The following is a 14,884-nucleotide window of genomic DNA, read 5'->3' as shown; positions in this document are numbered from 1 at the left end:
GGCCCGATGACAGGCTCCGCGAAGCAATCCAGAATCTTTCGTTGGAGGCAGGCTAGATTGCTTCGTCGCTTCGCTCCTCGCAATAATGAGGAGAGATTTTACGCCGGTGTCAGCTTCGCAACTTCCCCCTTCATGTCCTCCAGCACACCCGAGATCGCCGCGATCAGTTCGTCGATCTGCGCCCTGGTGGCGATCAGCGGCGGGCAGATGGCGATAGCATCGAGCATGTTGCGGGAGATAACGCCGCGCTCCTGCAGCATGCGGCTGGCGATGCCGCCGACGGCGCCCGGCGTAGCGGCTGCGGTCTTGCGCCCCTTGTCGAGCACGAGCTCGAGGGCAGCAATCATGCCGACGCCGCGGACCTCGCCGACCAGCGGACCACTGGCGAGCTCGCGCAGCTTGCCCTGCATGTAGCCGCCGAGTTCGGCAGCATGCGCGACCAGGCCGCGCTCCTCGATGATCTTCAAATTCTCAAGCGCAATCGCCGAGCCGACGGGATGACCGCCGGCGGTGAAGCCGTGGCCGAGCACGCCGATCTTGTTGCTCTCGTCGGCGATTGGCTCGAACATGCGGTCGTTCAGCAGGATCGCCGACAGCGGGAAATAGCTCGAAGTGATCTGCTTGGACACCACGATCGCATCCGGCTTGATGCCGTAGGTCTCGCAGCCGAACATCTTGCCGGTGCGGCCAAATCCGCAGATCACCTCGTCGGCGACCAGCAGGATGTCGTACTTCTTCAAGACCTTCTGGATCTTGTCCCAATAGGTCGCCGGCGGAACGATGACGCCGCCCGCACCCATCACCGGCTCGCCGAAGAAAGCCGCGATCGTATCCGGGCCCTCCTTCTGGATCAGCGCGTCCAGTTCCTCGGCCCGGCGCGTCGCGAACGCCTCCTCGCTCTCGCCGGGTGCGCCGTCCTTGTAGAAATGTGGCGAGCCCGTGTGCAGGATGTTCGGCAGCGGCAGGTCGAACGAGCGGTGATTGTTGGGCAGGCCCGTGAGGCTGGCCGAGGCGATAGTGACGCCGTGATAGGCGCGCAGGCGGCTGATCACCTTCTTCCGCTGCGGCTGGCCCAGCGCGTTGGAGCGGTAGGCAATCAGCTTCAGCACCGTGTCATTGGCTTCCGAGCCGGAATTGGTGAAGAACACCTTGCTCATCGGCACCGGCGCGAGCGCGACCAGCTTCTCGGCGAGATCGATCGAGGGCCCGTGCGATTTGGCCGAGAAGGTGTGATAGAACGGCAGCGCCTGCATCTGCTTGTGCGCGGCGTCGACCAGACGCTTCTCATTGAAGCCCAGCCCGACGCTCCACAGGCCGGCCATCGCCTCGAAATAGCGCTTGCCCGCGGCATCGAACACGTAGGGACCCTCGCCGCGCTCGATCACGAGAGGACCGGCCTGCTGATGGGTGCGCGCGTTGGTGTAGGGATGGAGCTGGTAGGCCACATCCCGGGCCTCTTGCGAATTCGGCAGCATGGACATTTGCAGGGATCCCTAAAGTCGTGACACCGCCGGCACAGCCAGCGTCATCACTTGATGATCAAGTTACTTGGCTATTTCGATGAGACAAAGCTTGCAACGCCAATTCGTCGGCAGCAAGCGCTCAGCAGCGTTGCACAAAGCCGCATATCGGGATTGGACGGCTTTTTAGGCCGCGTCGTCGTCATCCCCGTCTTCAGCGGCGGCGGCCTCCCTCACCTCGACGAGCGCCATCGAGAGCAGATAGACCGTCGTGGGCAAGCCGACGCGGCGCGCCGTTTCGACGGCACGCGACAAATCGCTTGCCAGCTCCTTGAGGTGTTCTCCCCGGGACAATGTCTCAACCCCACCCCGCCGATCGCGGCCGCCTACACCGCAACGGCGCCGCTGGTTCTGATCAGTTCGGCGCTGGAATGGATCGTAGCAAAATTCCCGATGACATTCACTACTGCACGCTTGTAGGCGGCGGCATCGCCCGTGCCCGGCTGCCGGCAGGCCACGGCGTCAGTGATCACCTCGTAACGATGGCTGCGGTGAAACCCGTCCACGGCGGTGGCCAGGATGGTCTCGTCCAGGGAAAAGCCGGCCAACACGCAGCGCACATTGTGGATATTGGACATATAGTCCACAAACCGCGACGAGCTGTAGGCCGAGGGCAGCGGATGCTCGAACGTCATTTCTCCCGGACGCGGCTTCGCCTCCGCGATCCAATCGGTCAGCCTGGATGCCGGATTGAACCAGGCCGCCTGCGCGATGCGCTTCAAATGCATCACCGGCCAGAGATTGCTGCGCCACAGCGTCAGCAGTTCCAGGCAGCGTGCGGTGGCGGCATCGCCGCCGAGGATGACGTGGCGGCGCCCAGGGGTCAGATATTCGACCTGCAGGTCCGCGCAGACCAGGATCGGAGGATCATCGTGGATGGAAACCGGCATTGTCTTGCGCGCAGTTGCACCTAGCTCAGTGATCGGCGGCCGCGAGGTGCCGCAGTGGCGAGGTCACCGCCCGCCCCGCCGAGGCGTCGAGCACGCCCGGCCGGTCCCAATCGCCTTCGGGCCGGATGATCACATAGGGATCGCTGTCCAGCGTGATGGCGTCCGGGCCGGGCTCGATCTCAAGCAGCATCTCGGTGTAGGAGAAATCGGAGAAAGTGATCTTGCGATTGTGGCCGAGCGGCTTGGCGCCGAAATGGGCCCAGAAATCCACCAGGCGGTCCTGCGCCTGGCCGTAAATCTTGCGGAAGCCCTTGCGCTTCACATAGTCGACACTCGCCTGCACCAGCTTGAACGAGACGCGCGAGCGCCGGTACTGGTGACGCACCGCAAGGCGCTCCACCTTGGCGAAGTCGCCGAAGAAGCGCACGCGCAGGCAGCCCGCGGGCTCGTTACCGACGAAGCCGATGAAATGCGCGGCGACCATGTCGTTGCCGTCGAACTCCTCCTCGAACGGACAATTCTGCTCGGCGAGATAGACCGCGGAACGGATCGCGGTGACCAGCATGAGATCGCTGGGATCGCGCGCAAGGCGAATGGTAACGGCGCGGGAGTCGGGCTTGGCGAAAGGAATTCTAGTACCGTGCATCTGCAAAACTCCTTGCTTGGATGATTGCACCCGGCATCGGCCGGCGATGCCAGGGGCGCTCGTAGCACCAGAGGTCGGGTTGGAAGCTCGGAACGGGCGCAAAGCCGGTCGCCCTCATGATATCGCGTCCGGCCACGGTTGACGGCTGCGCATAGCAATCGGCGCCGCGAAACCTTAGCTGTCGCAGATGAGCCGCGGCCTTGCCGAGACCGGCGATGCCGCGCCCCGTCGCCGCGATCGCCCAGATGTAGATGGCCGCAACGTCGTCCTTCGCTGAAGCGAGATGGCGCGTCTCCGGCGCAGTCAGGCAGATCTCGTCGAGCAGCAGCGCATCGTGCCCGCGATCATTGAGGAACAGGAAGGCCATGCCGCCGAGCAGAAGTCCCTTCCGGCTGAAAGTCAGGATGCTCTGAGGATCGAACGTGAGATATTTCGAAAGCTCCGCCGCCTCGATCCGCACACCCGGCACCAGCCGATGCGCCATCTCCGAAAGCGCCGCGATTTCGGAAGATTGCGCACAACGGACATCGACGTCCGGGCTCAGCGGCAGCGCATCGAAATCATGCCGTGCGTCAAACGAGCCCCTTTCCATACCGATATCGCCTCTCTATCGTTTGCCGCTTTCGTACCCCGCTATGAGGACGAGCTTAGCGGTTGGGGACCAACAGTATGCAGCAGTTATTGCACCGGGGTGCTGCGATGATGCAGCACCGTGAAGAAGCCCTGGGTGCGTCCTGGGACGATTTGAAGCTGTTTTTAGCGTGCGCAAAATATAAAAGTTTTCGCAATGCAGCCGAAGAGCTCGGGCTCACCTCCACCACCTTGATGCGCAGGATCGACCGGCTCGAAGAGAGCATCGGCTGCAAGCTGTTCCTGCGCGACCAGAGCGGGCTCACGCTCAGCGATGAAGGCACCGCGATGATCGCCGACGTCGCGCATATGGAGCGTCACGCCTTCAACGTCTTCCGTCGCGCCTCGCGTTCGTCGAACGACACTGCCGGCACCGTGCGCGTCGCGGTGACGGAGGGGCCCGGCAATTTCTGGATTTTGCCGCGGCTGATCGATTTCCAGAAGACTTATCGCAAGATCACCGTCGATCTGCGCTGTGCGATGGAGCAGGCCGACGTCGCTCGCTTGGAATCCGACATCGCGATCCAGCTCGAGCCACCCACCAATCCGGATCTGATCGTGGCCAAGCTGGGCCGGCTGCACATCTATCCGTTCGTCTCCAAGGAGTACGAGAGCCTTTACGGCGTCCCGGCAACGCTCGCCGAACTCAACAACCACCGCATCATCAAGCAGAGCGCGCCGCAAGTCGACGACGGCGCTTATGCCCGCGTGCTCGGGCTGACGTCGCTGGAGGGCATCGTCGGCATCAAGATCAACTCCTCGGTCGGCGCGCTCTATGCCGTCGAACGCGGCGCCGGCATCGGCTTCCTGCCGACGGTTTCGATCGCGCTTGGTGCGCCGCTCGTTGCCGTCGATCTCGGCGTCAGCCACCACGCCGATCTCTGGCTCACCTATCACAAGGAGTTCCGCACCTCCGAGCGGCACAAGATTGTGGTCGACTGGCTGAAGAAGATCTTCGATCCCAGGACCTATCCCTGCTTCCGCGACGAGTTCATCCATCCGAACGCGCTGGTGCCGATGATGACGGCCGCGCGCGACGGATTTGGGCTGACCGGCTACGTTGCGGCAACACCCGCATAGACTTCAGCTCACCATTTGTATTCGAAGCCGACCGTGCCCTGGTGCGACGTGAGCTCGTTGCGGAGCTTGCCGTCGTAATTGACGTAGAGCCGCGCGACGCTGGTCAGGCTGAGCGAGGCCGAGGCGCCGGCATCCATGCCGTAGCGACTCTCGCCGATGCCGGGGACGACGATGCTCTGGGTGCCCAGGCTGACCTGGATCGATCCGAGGTCCTGGTGGAAATTGTCGACGAACTTGCCGTAGGCGGACAGGTCTAGGATCTTCTGGTCGATGACGAAATAGCGGCCGATCTCGGCCCCGATCATGATGCGCGCACGCGACAGCGCTGTTGCGCCGACGTTGAGCGGATCAAGGCCGCCGACCTCCTGGAACGCCGCGCTGGTACCGCGCACGTATTCGACCGCGCCCTTCGGCACGATGCGCATCTGGTCCTTGGTCCAGTAATAGCTGATCTCGGTCAGCGCGCCGTCGACCGCGGCGCTGTAGCCCGCCCGCGCAAGCCCAAGGCCGGTATTACGGCTGGAACGGACCTTGCCAAAGCCGTGCACCACCGCAAAGGCCCAGGTCCATGGCCCCTTGTCGACGGAGCCATTGAAGCCGATTTGGGTGAGGTCGAGTGTCGCGGACTGGAGCGCCAAGGGCACGTCGATGTCGGTGTGACTCTGGTCGACCGAAAAGCCGATACTGACACCCGGCGCGAGCCGTGCGCCGATGCCGGCGACGCCGCCAAAAGTCTTGCGCTTGTCGCCGACGAAGTCGCCTTGCGCATCGGTGCGGACCGAGATGCCATAGCCCTCGAACCAGGTGCGGTAGCGCGGATCTTCGGTGCTCGCCGATGCGCCGCCACCGCCGGGATTGGTCCGCAACGCCCGGTTAAAGCCGCTCGATGCCTGGTTGCCGAGGCGCTCCAGGAAACCTGAGCCGAGATTGAGCGTGCTGTTGCCGGCCGACTGGTCATAATTGGCCGAGGTCGGCATCGGGACCGGGGTCGGCGACGGCGTGGGTGTCGGGGTCGGGGTCGGCGTCGGCGTGGGACTTTGCGCGAGGACGGCCGTAGCCGCCGACATCGTCACGATGAGCGCAAACGCCATAAGGGTGAAGGTCGTGGCGATCGCTGCCGCGACCCGGCGGACGCGGTTCAGCCCGATCGTCTGCCGTGTCCCTGGTGGCTGCGCAGTGCAGCGCATGACGACAAAACCCGAAGCAAATGGCGGCGCGCAAAAATGCAACATGAGCGCCCATGAGCTGATTTGCGCCGAACTGTTACGGAGGGTCAACCACGGGACGCCTCCAGATAAGGGGGATTGCTCCTGATTGTGGTTCCCCGGCCACAGGTCGAAATTGGGCCCGGGCACATCCGGGGCGATTTTGAAATTCGTGCTCTGCTTGCTAACGCACGGTTTTCATGTTGCAATATTGGCCACAACGGAATTGGCCGCTGGCTGTGCGTTTCGCGACATTGAGACTCAAGACTCGACAGACTTTCGGAAGGCCGTTTGTGGCGTGGCACGCGAAAAACCGGCCGCGTCTTTTTGCTATCTAGTGGAGGAGACTAGCGATGCCACAAAAGGGCACCGTCAAATGGTTCAACCCGACCAAGGGCTATGGGTTCATCAAGCCGAACGGCGGCGACAAGGACGTGTTCGTCCACATCTCCGCCGTCGAGCGCGCCGGACTCTCGACCCTCAACGAGAACCAGGTGGTTGAATACGACCTCGTGGAGAACCGCGGCAAATCATCCGCGGAGAACCTCAAGGTCTCCTGATGCCTCTCACGACACGCGAGAGATCATGACGTTGCCCCCGGCTCTGCCGGGGGATTTTGTTTGGCAGCCATATGGCTCAGCAGTCCGACTATTATTCGGCCGCGAATGATACAAAATGGCGCGAGTTGCGGGAGGCGATGCTCGCCCTTGCCCCCTCCGATCAACCTCGATTTCGCTGCAAGAACCTGGAAACGGGAAATCTGAGCCAGTGGGATGGCGAATGGTTCTATCACTGGATGAGCGTTGGATGGGATTGGATGGAATGGGCTGAACTATCCACCGAGACCGCGCACCAACGTGAACTTGTCCGCGCAATCCTGCGCCGCATGCGGTTTGCCGGAGAGCAGACGACGGCCGGTCAGGATCTACGGATATGTTCGTAACGGCGAGGCAGCAGGCTACATCGAGTGAGCCCGAGGTGCCCGGCTCAGCCCACCACGGGCGCAATCAGAAAATTCTCCGACGCCGCGCTGCCCACCGTCCTGCACACATCACCCTCGATCCGGACCTTGCCGGTCGCGAGCAGCCGCAGCGCCTCGGGATAAATGCGGTGCTCGACTTCGAGGATACGCTCGGACAGCGTATCCACCGTGTCGTGATCGCTGACGGGGACGGCGCCCTGCATCACGATCGGGCCTGCGTCGGTCTCTGGAATGACAAAGTGCACCGTCGCACCGGATAGCTTGACGCCGGCACGCAGGGCCTGGCCGTGCGGATCGAGACCGGGGAAGGACGGCAGCAGCGACGGATGGATGTTGAGCATCCGCCCGTACCAGGCCTTGGTGAAATCCGCCGTGAACAGGCGCATGAAGCCGCCCAGGCAAATCAGCTCGATGCCGTGCCGGTCGAGCGCGGCTTGCAATACTTTCTCGAAGCCGGCGCGATCCTTGCCGAACGGCTTGCTCTCGATCACCTCGGTCGTCACGCCGCTCGCCCTGGCCCGTTCCAGCCCCGGCGCACCGGTCTTGTTCGAGATCACCAGCGAAATCTCCGCCGGAAAATCCGCCGAGCTTGCTGCCTTGATCAGCGCGGCCATGTTGGAGCCCCGGCCGGAGATCAGGATGGCGACGCGGCGCTTCATCACAGCGCCAGGTCGAGATGGCCGTTATAGACGACGCGGTGCTCGCCCTCGGCGGGAATCACGGTGCCGAGCTGCGCCACGGTCTCGCCGCCATCGGTGAAGACCTCAACCACCTGCTCGACCTTGTCAGGCTCGACGATCGCAATCATGCCGATACCGCAATTGAAGGTGCGCAGCATTTCGAGTTCGGCGATGCCAGCCTGCGCGGCCAGCCATTTGAACACCGGCAGCACCGGCAGGCGTGCGAGGTCAATGCCGACGCCGAGGTTCTTCGGCAGCACGCGCGGAATGTTGTCGGTGAAACCGCCGCCGGTGATGTGGGCCAGCCCCTTCACCGCGCCGGTCTCGCGGATCGCACGCAAGCAGGATTTGACGTAGAGCCGCGTTGGCGTCAGCAGCGCGCCGCCGAGCGTCATGACCGGCGCGAACGGCGCCTGCGCCTGAAAGCCGAGACCGGATTGTTCCACGATCTTGCGCACCAGCGAGAAGCCGTTGGAATGCACACCCGACGACGCGAGCCCGATCACGGCGTCGCCCGCCGCGATGTCCGGGCGCGGCAGCAGCGTACCGCGTTCGGCGGCGCCGACTGCAAATCCGCCGAGGTCGTAATCGCCGTCTTTGTAGAGGCCGGGCATCTCGGCCGTTTCGCCGCCGATCAAGGCGCAGCCGGATTCCCGGCAGCCCTCCGCAACACCCGCGACGATCGCGGCGGTGGCCTCCGGATCGAGCTTGCCGCAGGCGAAATAGTCCAGGAAGAACAGCGGCTCGGCGCCCTGGACCACGAGGTCGTTGACGCTCATCGCGACAAGATCGATCCCGATGCCGCCATGCAGGCCGGTCTCGATCGCGATCTTGACCTTGGTGCCGACGCCATCGGTGGCGGCGACCAGGACGGGGTCCTTGAAACCGGCCGCCTTGAGGTCGAACAGGCCGCCGAAACCGCCGATCTCGGCGTCGGCGCCGGGCCGCGCGGTGGCGCGCACCATCGGCTTGATCAGGTCGACGAGGCGGTTGCCCGCGTCGATATCGACGCCTGAATCGGCGTAAGTGAGGCCGTTTTTGCGGTCGGTCATGCCCGATTTCCAGTGGGTTTGCGGCTGGTTACGTCGAATTCCGGGGACACGCAATGGCAAGCGTGGCGCCCCGCCTTATAGTATGTAGATATCAACCGGTTCAGCCTCCCTAGGGGCCGGATCCGAAGTCAGGCCGGGTGCCGGGAAGCGCCGCGTGAGTATTCCGAATATCATTACCCTGGGCCGCATCATGCTGGTCCCGATCATCGTCTGGGCCATCGTGTCGAGCCAAATGGAGGTGGCGTTCGCGGTCTTCCTGATCGCCGGTATCAGCGACGCCGTGGACGGCTTCCTGGCTAAGCGGTTCAACATGGCGAGTGAGCTCGGCGCCCTGCTCGATCCGCTCGCGGACAAGGCGCTGCTGGTCTCGATCTACATGGCGCTCGGCATCTGGGGGGCGATTCCGCGCTGGATCGTCATCCTGGTGGTCTCGCGCGACATCATGATCGTCGCCGCCGTGATCGTATCCTGGCTGTTCGACCGGCCGGTCGAGATGAAGCCATCAAAGGTGTCCAAGCTCAATACTGTGGCACAAGTGGCATTCGCGGCGCTGGTGCTGGCGGCGCTTGCCTTCGGCTTCAAGCCGGCACCCTATGATACGATCCTGATGGGCCTCGTCACGGTGTTCACGCTCTCCTCGGTGTCGCTCTATCTCGTCGAGTGGCTGCGGCACATGAGCACGATCGAGGCCAAATGAGTGGATGTGGCCCCGCAAAAGGCCAACTCCCGCTCGAAAGTCGAATCCAAACGAGGCCGGGACGCCGGCATGGAGCAAGGCAAGCGTGGCAGGCCGCGTTCATCCCCGACAATTGGCGTTTTCGCTTCCGCATGCGGAAAGCCTCAGCCGGGACAATTTCCTCGAGGGCCCCGCCAACGCGGCCGGTCTCGGCCTGATCGACGCCTGGCCGGAATGGCCGAACCGGATCATGTGGCTGACCGGCCCCGAAGGCAGTGGCAAGAGCCATCTCGCCGCGATCTGGGCCGAGGTATCAGGCGCCCGCTCGACCACGGCCAATGCGCTGGCCGCCGCCGCGGTCCCGGGCGCGCTCGCGACCGGAGCGCTGGTCGTCGAAGATCTCAAGGCGAAAGAGTTTGACGAGCGCGCCCTCTTCCACCTGATGAACCTCGCCCGCGAGGATGGCGCCTACGTCCTCTTCACCGGGCGCGAGCTACCCGCATCGCTCGAGATCGAGCTTCGCGACCTGCGCTCGCGTCTGCGCGCCGTGCCGGTGGTCGCGTTGCTGTCGCCGGACGACCAGCTTTTCCGCGGCCTGATCGTCAAATTCTGCGCTGACCGCCAGCTCACGGTGGATGAGAACATCGTCAGCTACCTCGCTACCCGGCTGGAGCGATCCTCGGCCGCCGCCCGGCAGGCGGTAGAATTGCTCGACAGCGAGGCCCTGCGGCTTGGCCGCCCCGTCACCCGGGCGCTGGCGGCCGAGCTGCTTCGGGACGTCTGACCAGTTCGCTGGCACCAGCCGCTTGACGCGGCGGAGCGGCGGAACATCAATGTCATCGAAACGTCATCGCTCTAACACATGCTCCCACCGATTTTGCGCGTAAGTCGCAATTGGGGTGAACTGGATGGATCGACTTCTCATGGACTCTGCGCAAGCTGTTGAAATCAAAGAAAAAGCCCCGGAAACGGAGAGCCTGCCGGCGATCGCTTCGAGCCCCGAACGGTTCATCAACCGCGAGCTGTCCTGGCTGCATTTCAACCGCCGTGTCCTGGAAGAATCGGTCAATCCCAGCCATCCCATGCTGGAGCGGGTGCGATTCCTGTCGATCTCGGCAAACAATCTCGACGAGTTCTTCATGGTCCGCGTCGCCGGCATCAAGGCCCAGGTGCGCGAGGGCATTGCCGAGCGCAGCCCGGACGGCCTGACCCCGTCGGAGCAGCTTGCCTTGATCAATCGTACCGTCTCCCAACTTGCCTCCGACCAGCAGGCGATCTGGCGCGACCTGCGCGGCACGCTCGCCGAGGTCGGCATCGTCCTGGTCGACGGCAAGGACGTCACCAAGCCGGAACGGACCTGGATCGAGGACTACTTCCTCAATAACGTGTTCCCGCTGCTGACTCCCCTCGCAATCGATCCGGCCCACCCCTTCCCGTTCATTCCTAGCCTCGGCTTCACCATCGCGCTCCAGCTCACGCGCGCTGCCGACGGCAAGCAGATGAACGCCCTGATCCGCATGCCCGGCAAGATCGACCGCTTCATCCGCCTGCCGGCCGAAGGCAAGGCCGTCCGGCTGATTTCGCTGGAGCAGGCAACCGCCCTGTTCATCAACCGTCTCTTCCCCGGCTATAATCTGCATGGCCAGGGCGCTTTCCGCATCATCCGCGACTCCGAGCTCGAAATCGAGGAAGAGGCCGAAGACCTCGTTCGCCTGTTCGAGACCGCGCTGAAGCGGCGCCGCCGCGGGTCGGTGATCCGGCTCGAGATCGACGCCAAGATGCCGGAGCAGCTGCGCAGCTTCGTGCAGCATGCGCTGTCGACGGCTGACGACGAGGTGTTTCTCGTCGACGGCGTGCTCGCCATGAACGAGCTTTCGCAGCTCACTCGTCTCGACCGTCCCGACCTCGAATTCACCCCTTACGTGCCTCGCCATCCCGAGCGCGTGCGCGAGCATGCCGGCGACGTCTTCGCTGCGATCCGGCAGAAGGATCTCATCGTCCATCACCCCTACGAATCCTTCGACGTGGTGGTGCAGTTTCTGCAGCAGGCCGCGCGCGACCCAGATGTAGTCGCGATCAAGCAGACGCTCTACCGCACCTCCAACAACTCGCCGATCGTGCGTGCGCTCGCCGAAGCCGCCGAGGCCGGCAAGTCGGTCACGGCGCTGATCGAGCTGAAGGCGCGCTTCGACGAAGAGGCCAACATCCGCTGGGCGCGCGACCTCGAGCGCGCCGGCGTGCAGGTCGTCTACGGCTTTCTCGAACTGAAGACGCACGCAAAGCTCTCGATGGTGGTGCGCCGCGAGGGCGGCAGCCTCACGACTTACGTGCATACCGGCACCGGCAATTATCACTCGGTGACCGCGCGCATCTACACCGACCTCTCCTACTTCACGTCGGACCCGACCATCGGCCGCGACGCGGCTCGCGTGTTCAATTTCATCACCGGCTATGCCGCGCCGAGCGATCTGGAGAAGATGGCGGTGTCGCCATTGACCTTGCGCAAGCGCATCATCGAGCACATCCAGGGCGAGACCGCGCATGCACGGCACGGCCGGCACGGCGCGGTCTGGATGAAGATGAACGCGCTGGTCGACCCCGACATCATCGACGCGCTCTATGAGGCCTCGCAGGCCGGCGTCCAGGTCGAGCTCGTGGTGCGCGGCATCTGCTGTCTCAGGCCCGGGATCCCCGGTCTGTCGGAGAACATCCGTGTCAAGTCGATCATCGGACGTTTCCTGGAACACGGCCGAATCTACTGCTTCGGCATGGGCCAAGGCCTGCCGAGCGCAAAAGCGGCTGTGTATATCTCCTCGGCCGATATGATGCCGCGCAACCTCGACCGCCGCGTCGAGGTGCTGTGTCCGCTGCAAAATCCCACGGTGCATCAGCAGGTTCTCGAACAGATCATGGTCGCGAACCTGAAGGACAATGAGCAGAGCTGGCAATTGTTGCCGGACGGGTCCTCAACGCGTATGAAAGCCGCGAAGGGCGAGGAGCCTTTCAACGTCCACAACTACTTCATGACGAATCCGAGTCTGTCTGGCCGTGGAAAGTCGCTCAAGGAATCCTCGCCGCGCCGTCTCACGCGGCGTAATGAACGTCATCAATCCTGATCCCGGATTCTCAACGTGAAGCAGCCGCGCAAGCGCGGCTCGAGCGTCGCGGTCATCGACATCGGTTCGAACTCGGTCCGCCTCGTCGTCTACGAGGCGCTGGCGCGCAGCCTCATTCCGATCTTCAACGAGAAGACGCTGTGCGGCCTCGGGCGCGAAGTGCAGAGCACGGGCCTGCTCGCGCCCGACGCCGTCGACAAGGCGCTGACCTCGCTGAAGCGGTTCCGCGCCCTGTGCCGCGTGATGCAGGTCGGACGCGTGTTCGCAATTGCGACTGCCGCCTGCCGCGACGCCTCCAATGGTCCCGACTTCATCGCGAAGGCCGAGCGCATCTGCGCCGTGAAGATCGAGATCCTGTCGGGCCCGCGCGAAGCGCGGCTGTCGGCCCTCGGCGTGATCTCCGGCATCCATCATCCCGACGGCATCGTCGGCGATCTCGGCGGCGGCTCGCTCGAGCTGATCGACGTGCGCAGGAACAGCGTGCGCAGCGGCGTGACGCTGCCGCTCGGTGGCCTCGCGCTCCAGGACCTCGCACACAAATCGCTCAAGCGCGCCGACCGTATCGTGCGCGAGGCGCTCGACGAGGTGCCGCAGCTCGCCGCGGGCCGCGGCCGCACTTTTTACGCGGTCGGCGGCACCTGGCGTGCGCTCGCGCGTATCCACATCATCCAGAGCGGCTATCCGCTCCAGGTGATGCACGGCTATTCGATTTCGGCGGCCGAGGCGCTCGACTTCTCGCGGCGTTTGCGCCGGCTTGCGGCCGCCGACATGCTGGCCGATATCGAGATCGTCGCTGATGCACGCCGCCCGCTCCTCACCTATGCCGCCCTGGTGCTCGAGCACATCATCCGCGTGGCGAAGCCGAAAACCATCGTGTTCTCGACCTTCGGTGTGCGCGAGGGTTTGTTGCACGAGAAGCTCTCGGACTCCGAACGCAACAAGGACGGGCTGATCTGCGCAGCAGAGGAGCTCAACCAGCTGCTGTCGCGCTCGGCGAAGCATGCCCGCGAGCTGATCGCCTGGACCGACCGCCTTGCGCGCGTCGTGAAGCTGCGCGAGACCGAAGAGGACCGCCGCCTGCGCCACACCGCGTGCCTGCTCTCCGACATCGGCTGGCGCGTGCACCCCGATCATCGCGGCGAGCAGACGCTAAGCCTCGTCGTCAATGGCAATTTCGGCGCGATCACCCATACCGAGCGCGCCTTCGTCGGCTTGTCGGTGTTCTATCGCTATGCGGGCCTGAGCGAGGAAAACCAGCCGCCGGCTAACATGCAGGGCCTGCTGACGCCGGCGCAGCTCGAGCGCGCCCGCCTCCTGGGAGCAGCGTTCCGCGTCGCGCACTTGATTTCGGCGGCGCGGCCGGGCGTGCTACCCGCCACGCATTTCCGCAGCCAGAGCCGCAAGCTGATGCTGGTGTTCGAACACCGCCTCGGCGATCTCGTCGCCGACCGCGTCGGCAGCCGCTTCCGCCAGCTCGCCCGCCTGATTGGCCGCGCCGGCTCGATCGTCCGCCGTTAAAAACTATTCGACCGAGGCCTTGGCGTGGCGCTCCGAGGATTCGAGCGCGGCCGCGCCCAGGCTACGCCGACGCCAGATGGTGCCGACGACCAGCACGACGACGACGCCGAGAAGCGCGCAAAGATATTCGCCGCCTCCGCCGCCATGGGTGAATTGCGGCGGGATGCGAAGTGCGCCGAGCATGCTGTCCAGCGAGGCGCCGAGCGGGCCGTCGAACAGCGTGTGCAGCTTCGGCGCGACGCCGGGATCGGTCGCGATCACTTCTCCCGAGATCCAGCCGAGCAGCGCAGCACCAGCCCAGACCAGAACCGGCAGCTTTGCGAGCAGCGCCATGATCAGCGCGGCACCTGCGACGATCAGCGGCACGCTGATGGCGAGGCCGAGGATCAGCAGCGGCACGCTGCCGTTGGCTGCGGCAGCGACCGCAATGACGTTGTCCAGGCTCATGACGATGTCGGCGACCACGACGATCTGAATGGCCTGCAACAGATGCGAGGCCGACTCGACGTCATCCTCGTCCTCGTTTTCCGGCACCAAGAGCTTTGCCGCGATTACGATCAGCGCAAGGCCGCCGACGAGCTTGAGATACGGCAGCTCCATCAGCGTCGCGACGATGCCGGTGAAGATGATCCGCAGTATCACCGCCGCGCCGGCACCGAAGATCATCCCCCACAGCCGATGCCGCGGGCTGAGGCCGCGGCAAGCGAGCGCGATCACCAGCGCGTTGTCGCCGGAGAGCAGGATATTGATCCAGATGATCTTGCCAACCGCGATCCAGAAGGTCGGCGCAGCCATTTCGTTGCGGAACTGGGTGAAGAATGCCCCGATCGTAGCGGGATCGAAGATCTGCCAGAGCCAGTCCACAATGAGTCCTTTCGCCCGTCGTACC

The 14,884-nt window shown here is 64.1% G+C and carries 16 protein-coding genes; 7 read left to right on the top strand and 9 right to left on the bottom strand.

Going from position 1 to position 14,884, the window contains the following annotated elements; translation table 11 throughout:
• Positions 1 to 98: 98 nt before the first annotated feature.
• The 5 genes from IVA78_RS34055 to IVA78_RS34040 form a co-directional block, all read right to left on the bottom strand.
• A complete protein-coding gene (locus IVA78_RS34055) occupies positions 99 to 1,481 on the bottom strand; it encodes an aspartate aminotransferase family protein (protein WP_247281580.1) in 1,383 nt (460 codons plus the stop codon).
• A gap of 165 nt (positions 1,482 to 1,646) precedes the next feature.
• Positions 1,647 to 1,775, bottom strand: a complete 129-nt coding sequence (locus IVA78_RS34460) for a hypothetical protein (protein WP_256464847.1) — start codon at positions 1,773 to 1,775, stop codon at positions 1,647 to 1,649.
• Positions 1,776 to 1,846: 71 nt separating this feature from the next.
• Positions 1,847 to 2,410, bottom strand: a complete 564-nt coding sequence (locus IVA78_RS34050; RefSeq protein ID WP_247281581.1) for an isochorismatase family protein — start codon at positions 2,408 to 2,410, stop codon at positions 1,847 to 1,849.
• A 25-nt stretch (positions 2,411 to 2,435) separates the two neighbouring features.
• The gene (locus IVA78_RS34045; protein ID WP_247281582.1) at positions 2,436 to 3,056 is read right to left on the bottom strand and encodes a GNAT family N-acetyltransferase; all 621 of its coding nucleotides are present in this window, start codon (positions 3,054 to 3,056) and stop codon (positions 2,436 to 2,438) included.
• Complete coding sequence (locus IVA78_RS34040) at positions 3,043 to 3,648, bottom strand: hypothetical protein (RefSeq protein ID WP_247281583.1); 606 nt, start codon at positions 3,646 to 3,648, stop codon at positions 3,043 to 3,045. Before IVA78_RS34040 ends, IVA78_RS34045 begins: the two co-directional genes overlap by 14 nt.
• 77 nt (positions 3,649 to 3,725) lie before the next feature.
• On the opposite strand from IVA78_RS34040, the gene IVA78_RS34035 reads away from it, so the two are divergent.
• Positions 3,726 to 4,766, top strand: a complete 1,041-nt coding sequence (locus IVA78_RS34035; protein WP_247281584.1) for a LysR family transcriptional regulator — start codon at positions 3,726 to 3,728, stop codon at positions 4,764 to 4,766.
• An 8-nt stretch (positions 4,767 to 4,774) separates the two neighbouring features.
• On the opposite strand, the gene IVA78_RS34030 is transcribed toward IVA78_RS34035, so the two are convergent.
• The gene (locus tag IVA78_RS34030; RefSeq protein ID WP_247469474.1) at positions 4,775 to 5,953 is read right to left on the bottom strand and encodes an autotransporter outer membrane beta-barrel domain-containing protein; all 1,179 of its coding nucleotides are present in this window, start codon (positions 5,951 to 5,953) and stop codon (positions 4,775 to 4,777) included.
• Positions 5,954 to 6,324: 371 nt separating this feature from the next.
• Here IVA78_RS34030 and IVA78_RS34025 point away from each other — a divergent pair, with 371 nt between their 5' ends.
• Together IVA78_RS34025 and IVA78_RS34020 are read left to right on the top strand one after the other, a co-directional pair.
• Complete coding sequence (locus IVA78_RS34025; RefSeq protein ID WP_008551638.1) at positions 6,325 to 6,531, top strand: cold-shock protein; 207 nt, start codon at positions 6,325 to 6,327, stop codon at positions 6,529 to 6,531.
• Between the two features lie 71 nt (positions 6,532 to 6,602).
• Positions 6,603 to 6,914, top strand: coding sequence for a DUF6678 family protein (locus IVA78_RS34020; protein ID WP_247281585.1), 312 nt, complete (start codon positions 6,603 to 6,605; stop codon positions 6,912 to 6,914).
• A 44-nt stretch (positions 6,915 to 6,958) separates the two neighbouring features.
• Here IVA78_RS34020 and purN read toward each other — a convergent pair whose 3' ends face one another.
• Both purN and purM read right to left on the bottom strand, forming a co-directional pair.
• Positions 6,959 to 7,612, bottom strand: coding sequence for a phosphoribosylglycinamide formyltransferase (gene purN / locus IVA78_RS34015; RefSeq protein WP_247281586.1), 654 nt, complete (start codon positions 7,610 to 7,612; stop codon positions 6,959 to 6,961).
• A complete protein-coding gene (gene purM / locus IVA78_RS34010) occupies positions 7,612 to 8,685 on the bottom strand; it encodes a phosphoribosylformylglycinamidine cyclo-ligase (protein WP_247281587.1) in 1,074 nt (357 codons plus the stop codon). The genes purN and purM overlap by 1 nt, the downstream gene beginning before the upstream one ends.
• Positions 8,686 to 8,839: 154 nt before the next feature.
• Between purM and IVA78_RS34005 the strand changes: the two genes are divergently transcribed.
• From IVA78_RS34005 to ppx, 4 genes are all read left to right on the top strand, one after another.
• Positions 8,840 to 9,382: a CDP-alcohol phosphatidyltransferase family protein gene (locus tag IVA78_RS34005; RefSeq protein ID WP_247281588.1), complete on the top strand. Its 543-nt coding sequence runs from the start codon at positions 8,840 to 8,842 to the stop codon at positions 9,380 to 9,382.
• An 85-nt stretch (positions 9,383 to 9,467) separates the two neighbouring features.
• Positions 9,468 to 10,145, top strand: coding sequence for a DnaA/Hda family protein (locus IVA78_RS34000; protein ID WP_247281589.1), 678 nt, complete (start codon positions 9,468 to 9,470; stop codon positions 10,143 to 10,145).
• A 139-nt stretch (positions 10,146 to 10,284) separates the two neighbouring features.
• Positions 10,285 to 12,477 carry an RNA degradosome polyphosphate kinase gene (locus tag IVA78_RS33995; protein WP_247281685.1) on the top strand — a complete coding sequence of 731 codons (2,193 nt, stop codon included), beginning with the start codon at positions 10,285 to 10,287 and terminating at the stop codon, positions 12,475 to 12,477.
• 15 nt (positions 12,478 to 12,492) lie between these two features.
• The gene (gene ppx / locus IVA78_RS33990; RefSeq protein WP_247281590.1) at positions 12,493 to 13,995 is read left to right on the top strand and encodes an exopolyphosphatase; all 1,503 of its coding nucleotides are present in this window, start codon (positions 12,493 to 12,495) and stop codon (positions 13,993 to 13,995) included.
• Between the two features lie 3 nt (positions 13,996 to 13,998).
• Here ppx and IVA78_RS33985 read toward each other — a convergent pair whose 3' ends face one another.
• The gene (locus IVA78_RS33985; protein ID WP_247281591.1) at positions 13,999 to 14,859 is read right to left on the bottom strand and encodes a TerC family protein; all 861 of its coding nucleotides are present in this window, start codon (positions 14,857 to 14,859) and stop codon (positions 13,999 to 14,001) included.
• Positions 14,860 to 14,884: the final 25 nt, after the last annotated feature.

The organism is Bradyrhizobium sp. 137 (assembly GCF_023074095.1).
Taxonomy (GTDB): Bacteria; Pseudomonadota; Alphaproteobacteria; order Rhizobiales; family Xanthobacteraceae; genus Bradyrhizobium.
Note: the sequence above shows the minus strand (reverse complement) of the source record. Positions and strands in the feature narration are given on the sequence as shown.

Coding starts and splice junctions, on each gene's coding strand:
- IVA78_RS34025 (WP_008551638.1), top strand. CDS start 6,325: ATGCCACAAAAGGGCACCGTCAAATGGTTCAACCCGACCAAGGGCTAT.
- IVA78_RS34030 (WP_247469474.1), bottom strand. CDS start 5,953: ATGCGCTGCACTGCGCAGCCACCAGGGACACGGCAGACGATCGGGCTG.
- IVA78_RS34040 (WP_247281583.1), bottom strand. CDS start 3,648: ATGGAAAGGGGCTCGTTTGACGCACGGCATGATTTCGATGCGCTGCCG.
- purN (WP_247281586.1), bottom strand. CDS start 7,612: ATGAAGCGCCGCGTCGCCATCCTGATCTCCGGCCGGGGCTCCAACATG.
- IVA78_RS33995 (WP_247281685.1), top strand. CDS start 10,285: ATGGACTCTGCGCAAGCTGTTGAAATCAAAGAAAAAGCCCCGGAAACG.
- IVA78_RS34035 (WP_247281584.1), top strand. CDS start 3,726: ATGCAGCAGTTATTGCACCGGGGTGCTGCGATGATGCAGCACCGTGAA.
- IVA78_RS34020 (WP_247281585.1), top strand. CDS start 6,603: ATGGCTCAGCAGTCCGACTATTATTCGGCCGCGAATGATACAAAATGG.
- IVA78_RS34055 (WP_247281580.1), bottom strand. CDS start 1,481: ATGTCCATGCTGCCGAATTCGCAAGAGGCCCGGGATGTGGCCTACCAG.
- IVA78_RS34045 (WP_247281582.1), bottom strand. CDS start 3,056: ATGCACGGTACTAGAATTCCTTTCGCCAAGCCCGACTCCCGCGCCGTT.
- IVA78_RS34050 (WP_247281581.1), bottom strand. CDS start 2,410: ATGCCGGTTTCCATCCACGATGATCCTCCGATCCTGGTCTGCGCGGAC.
- purM (WP_247281587.1), bottom strand. CDS start 8,685: ATGACCGACCGCAAAAACGGCCTCACTTACGCCGATTCAGGCGTCGAT.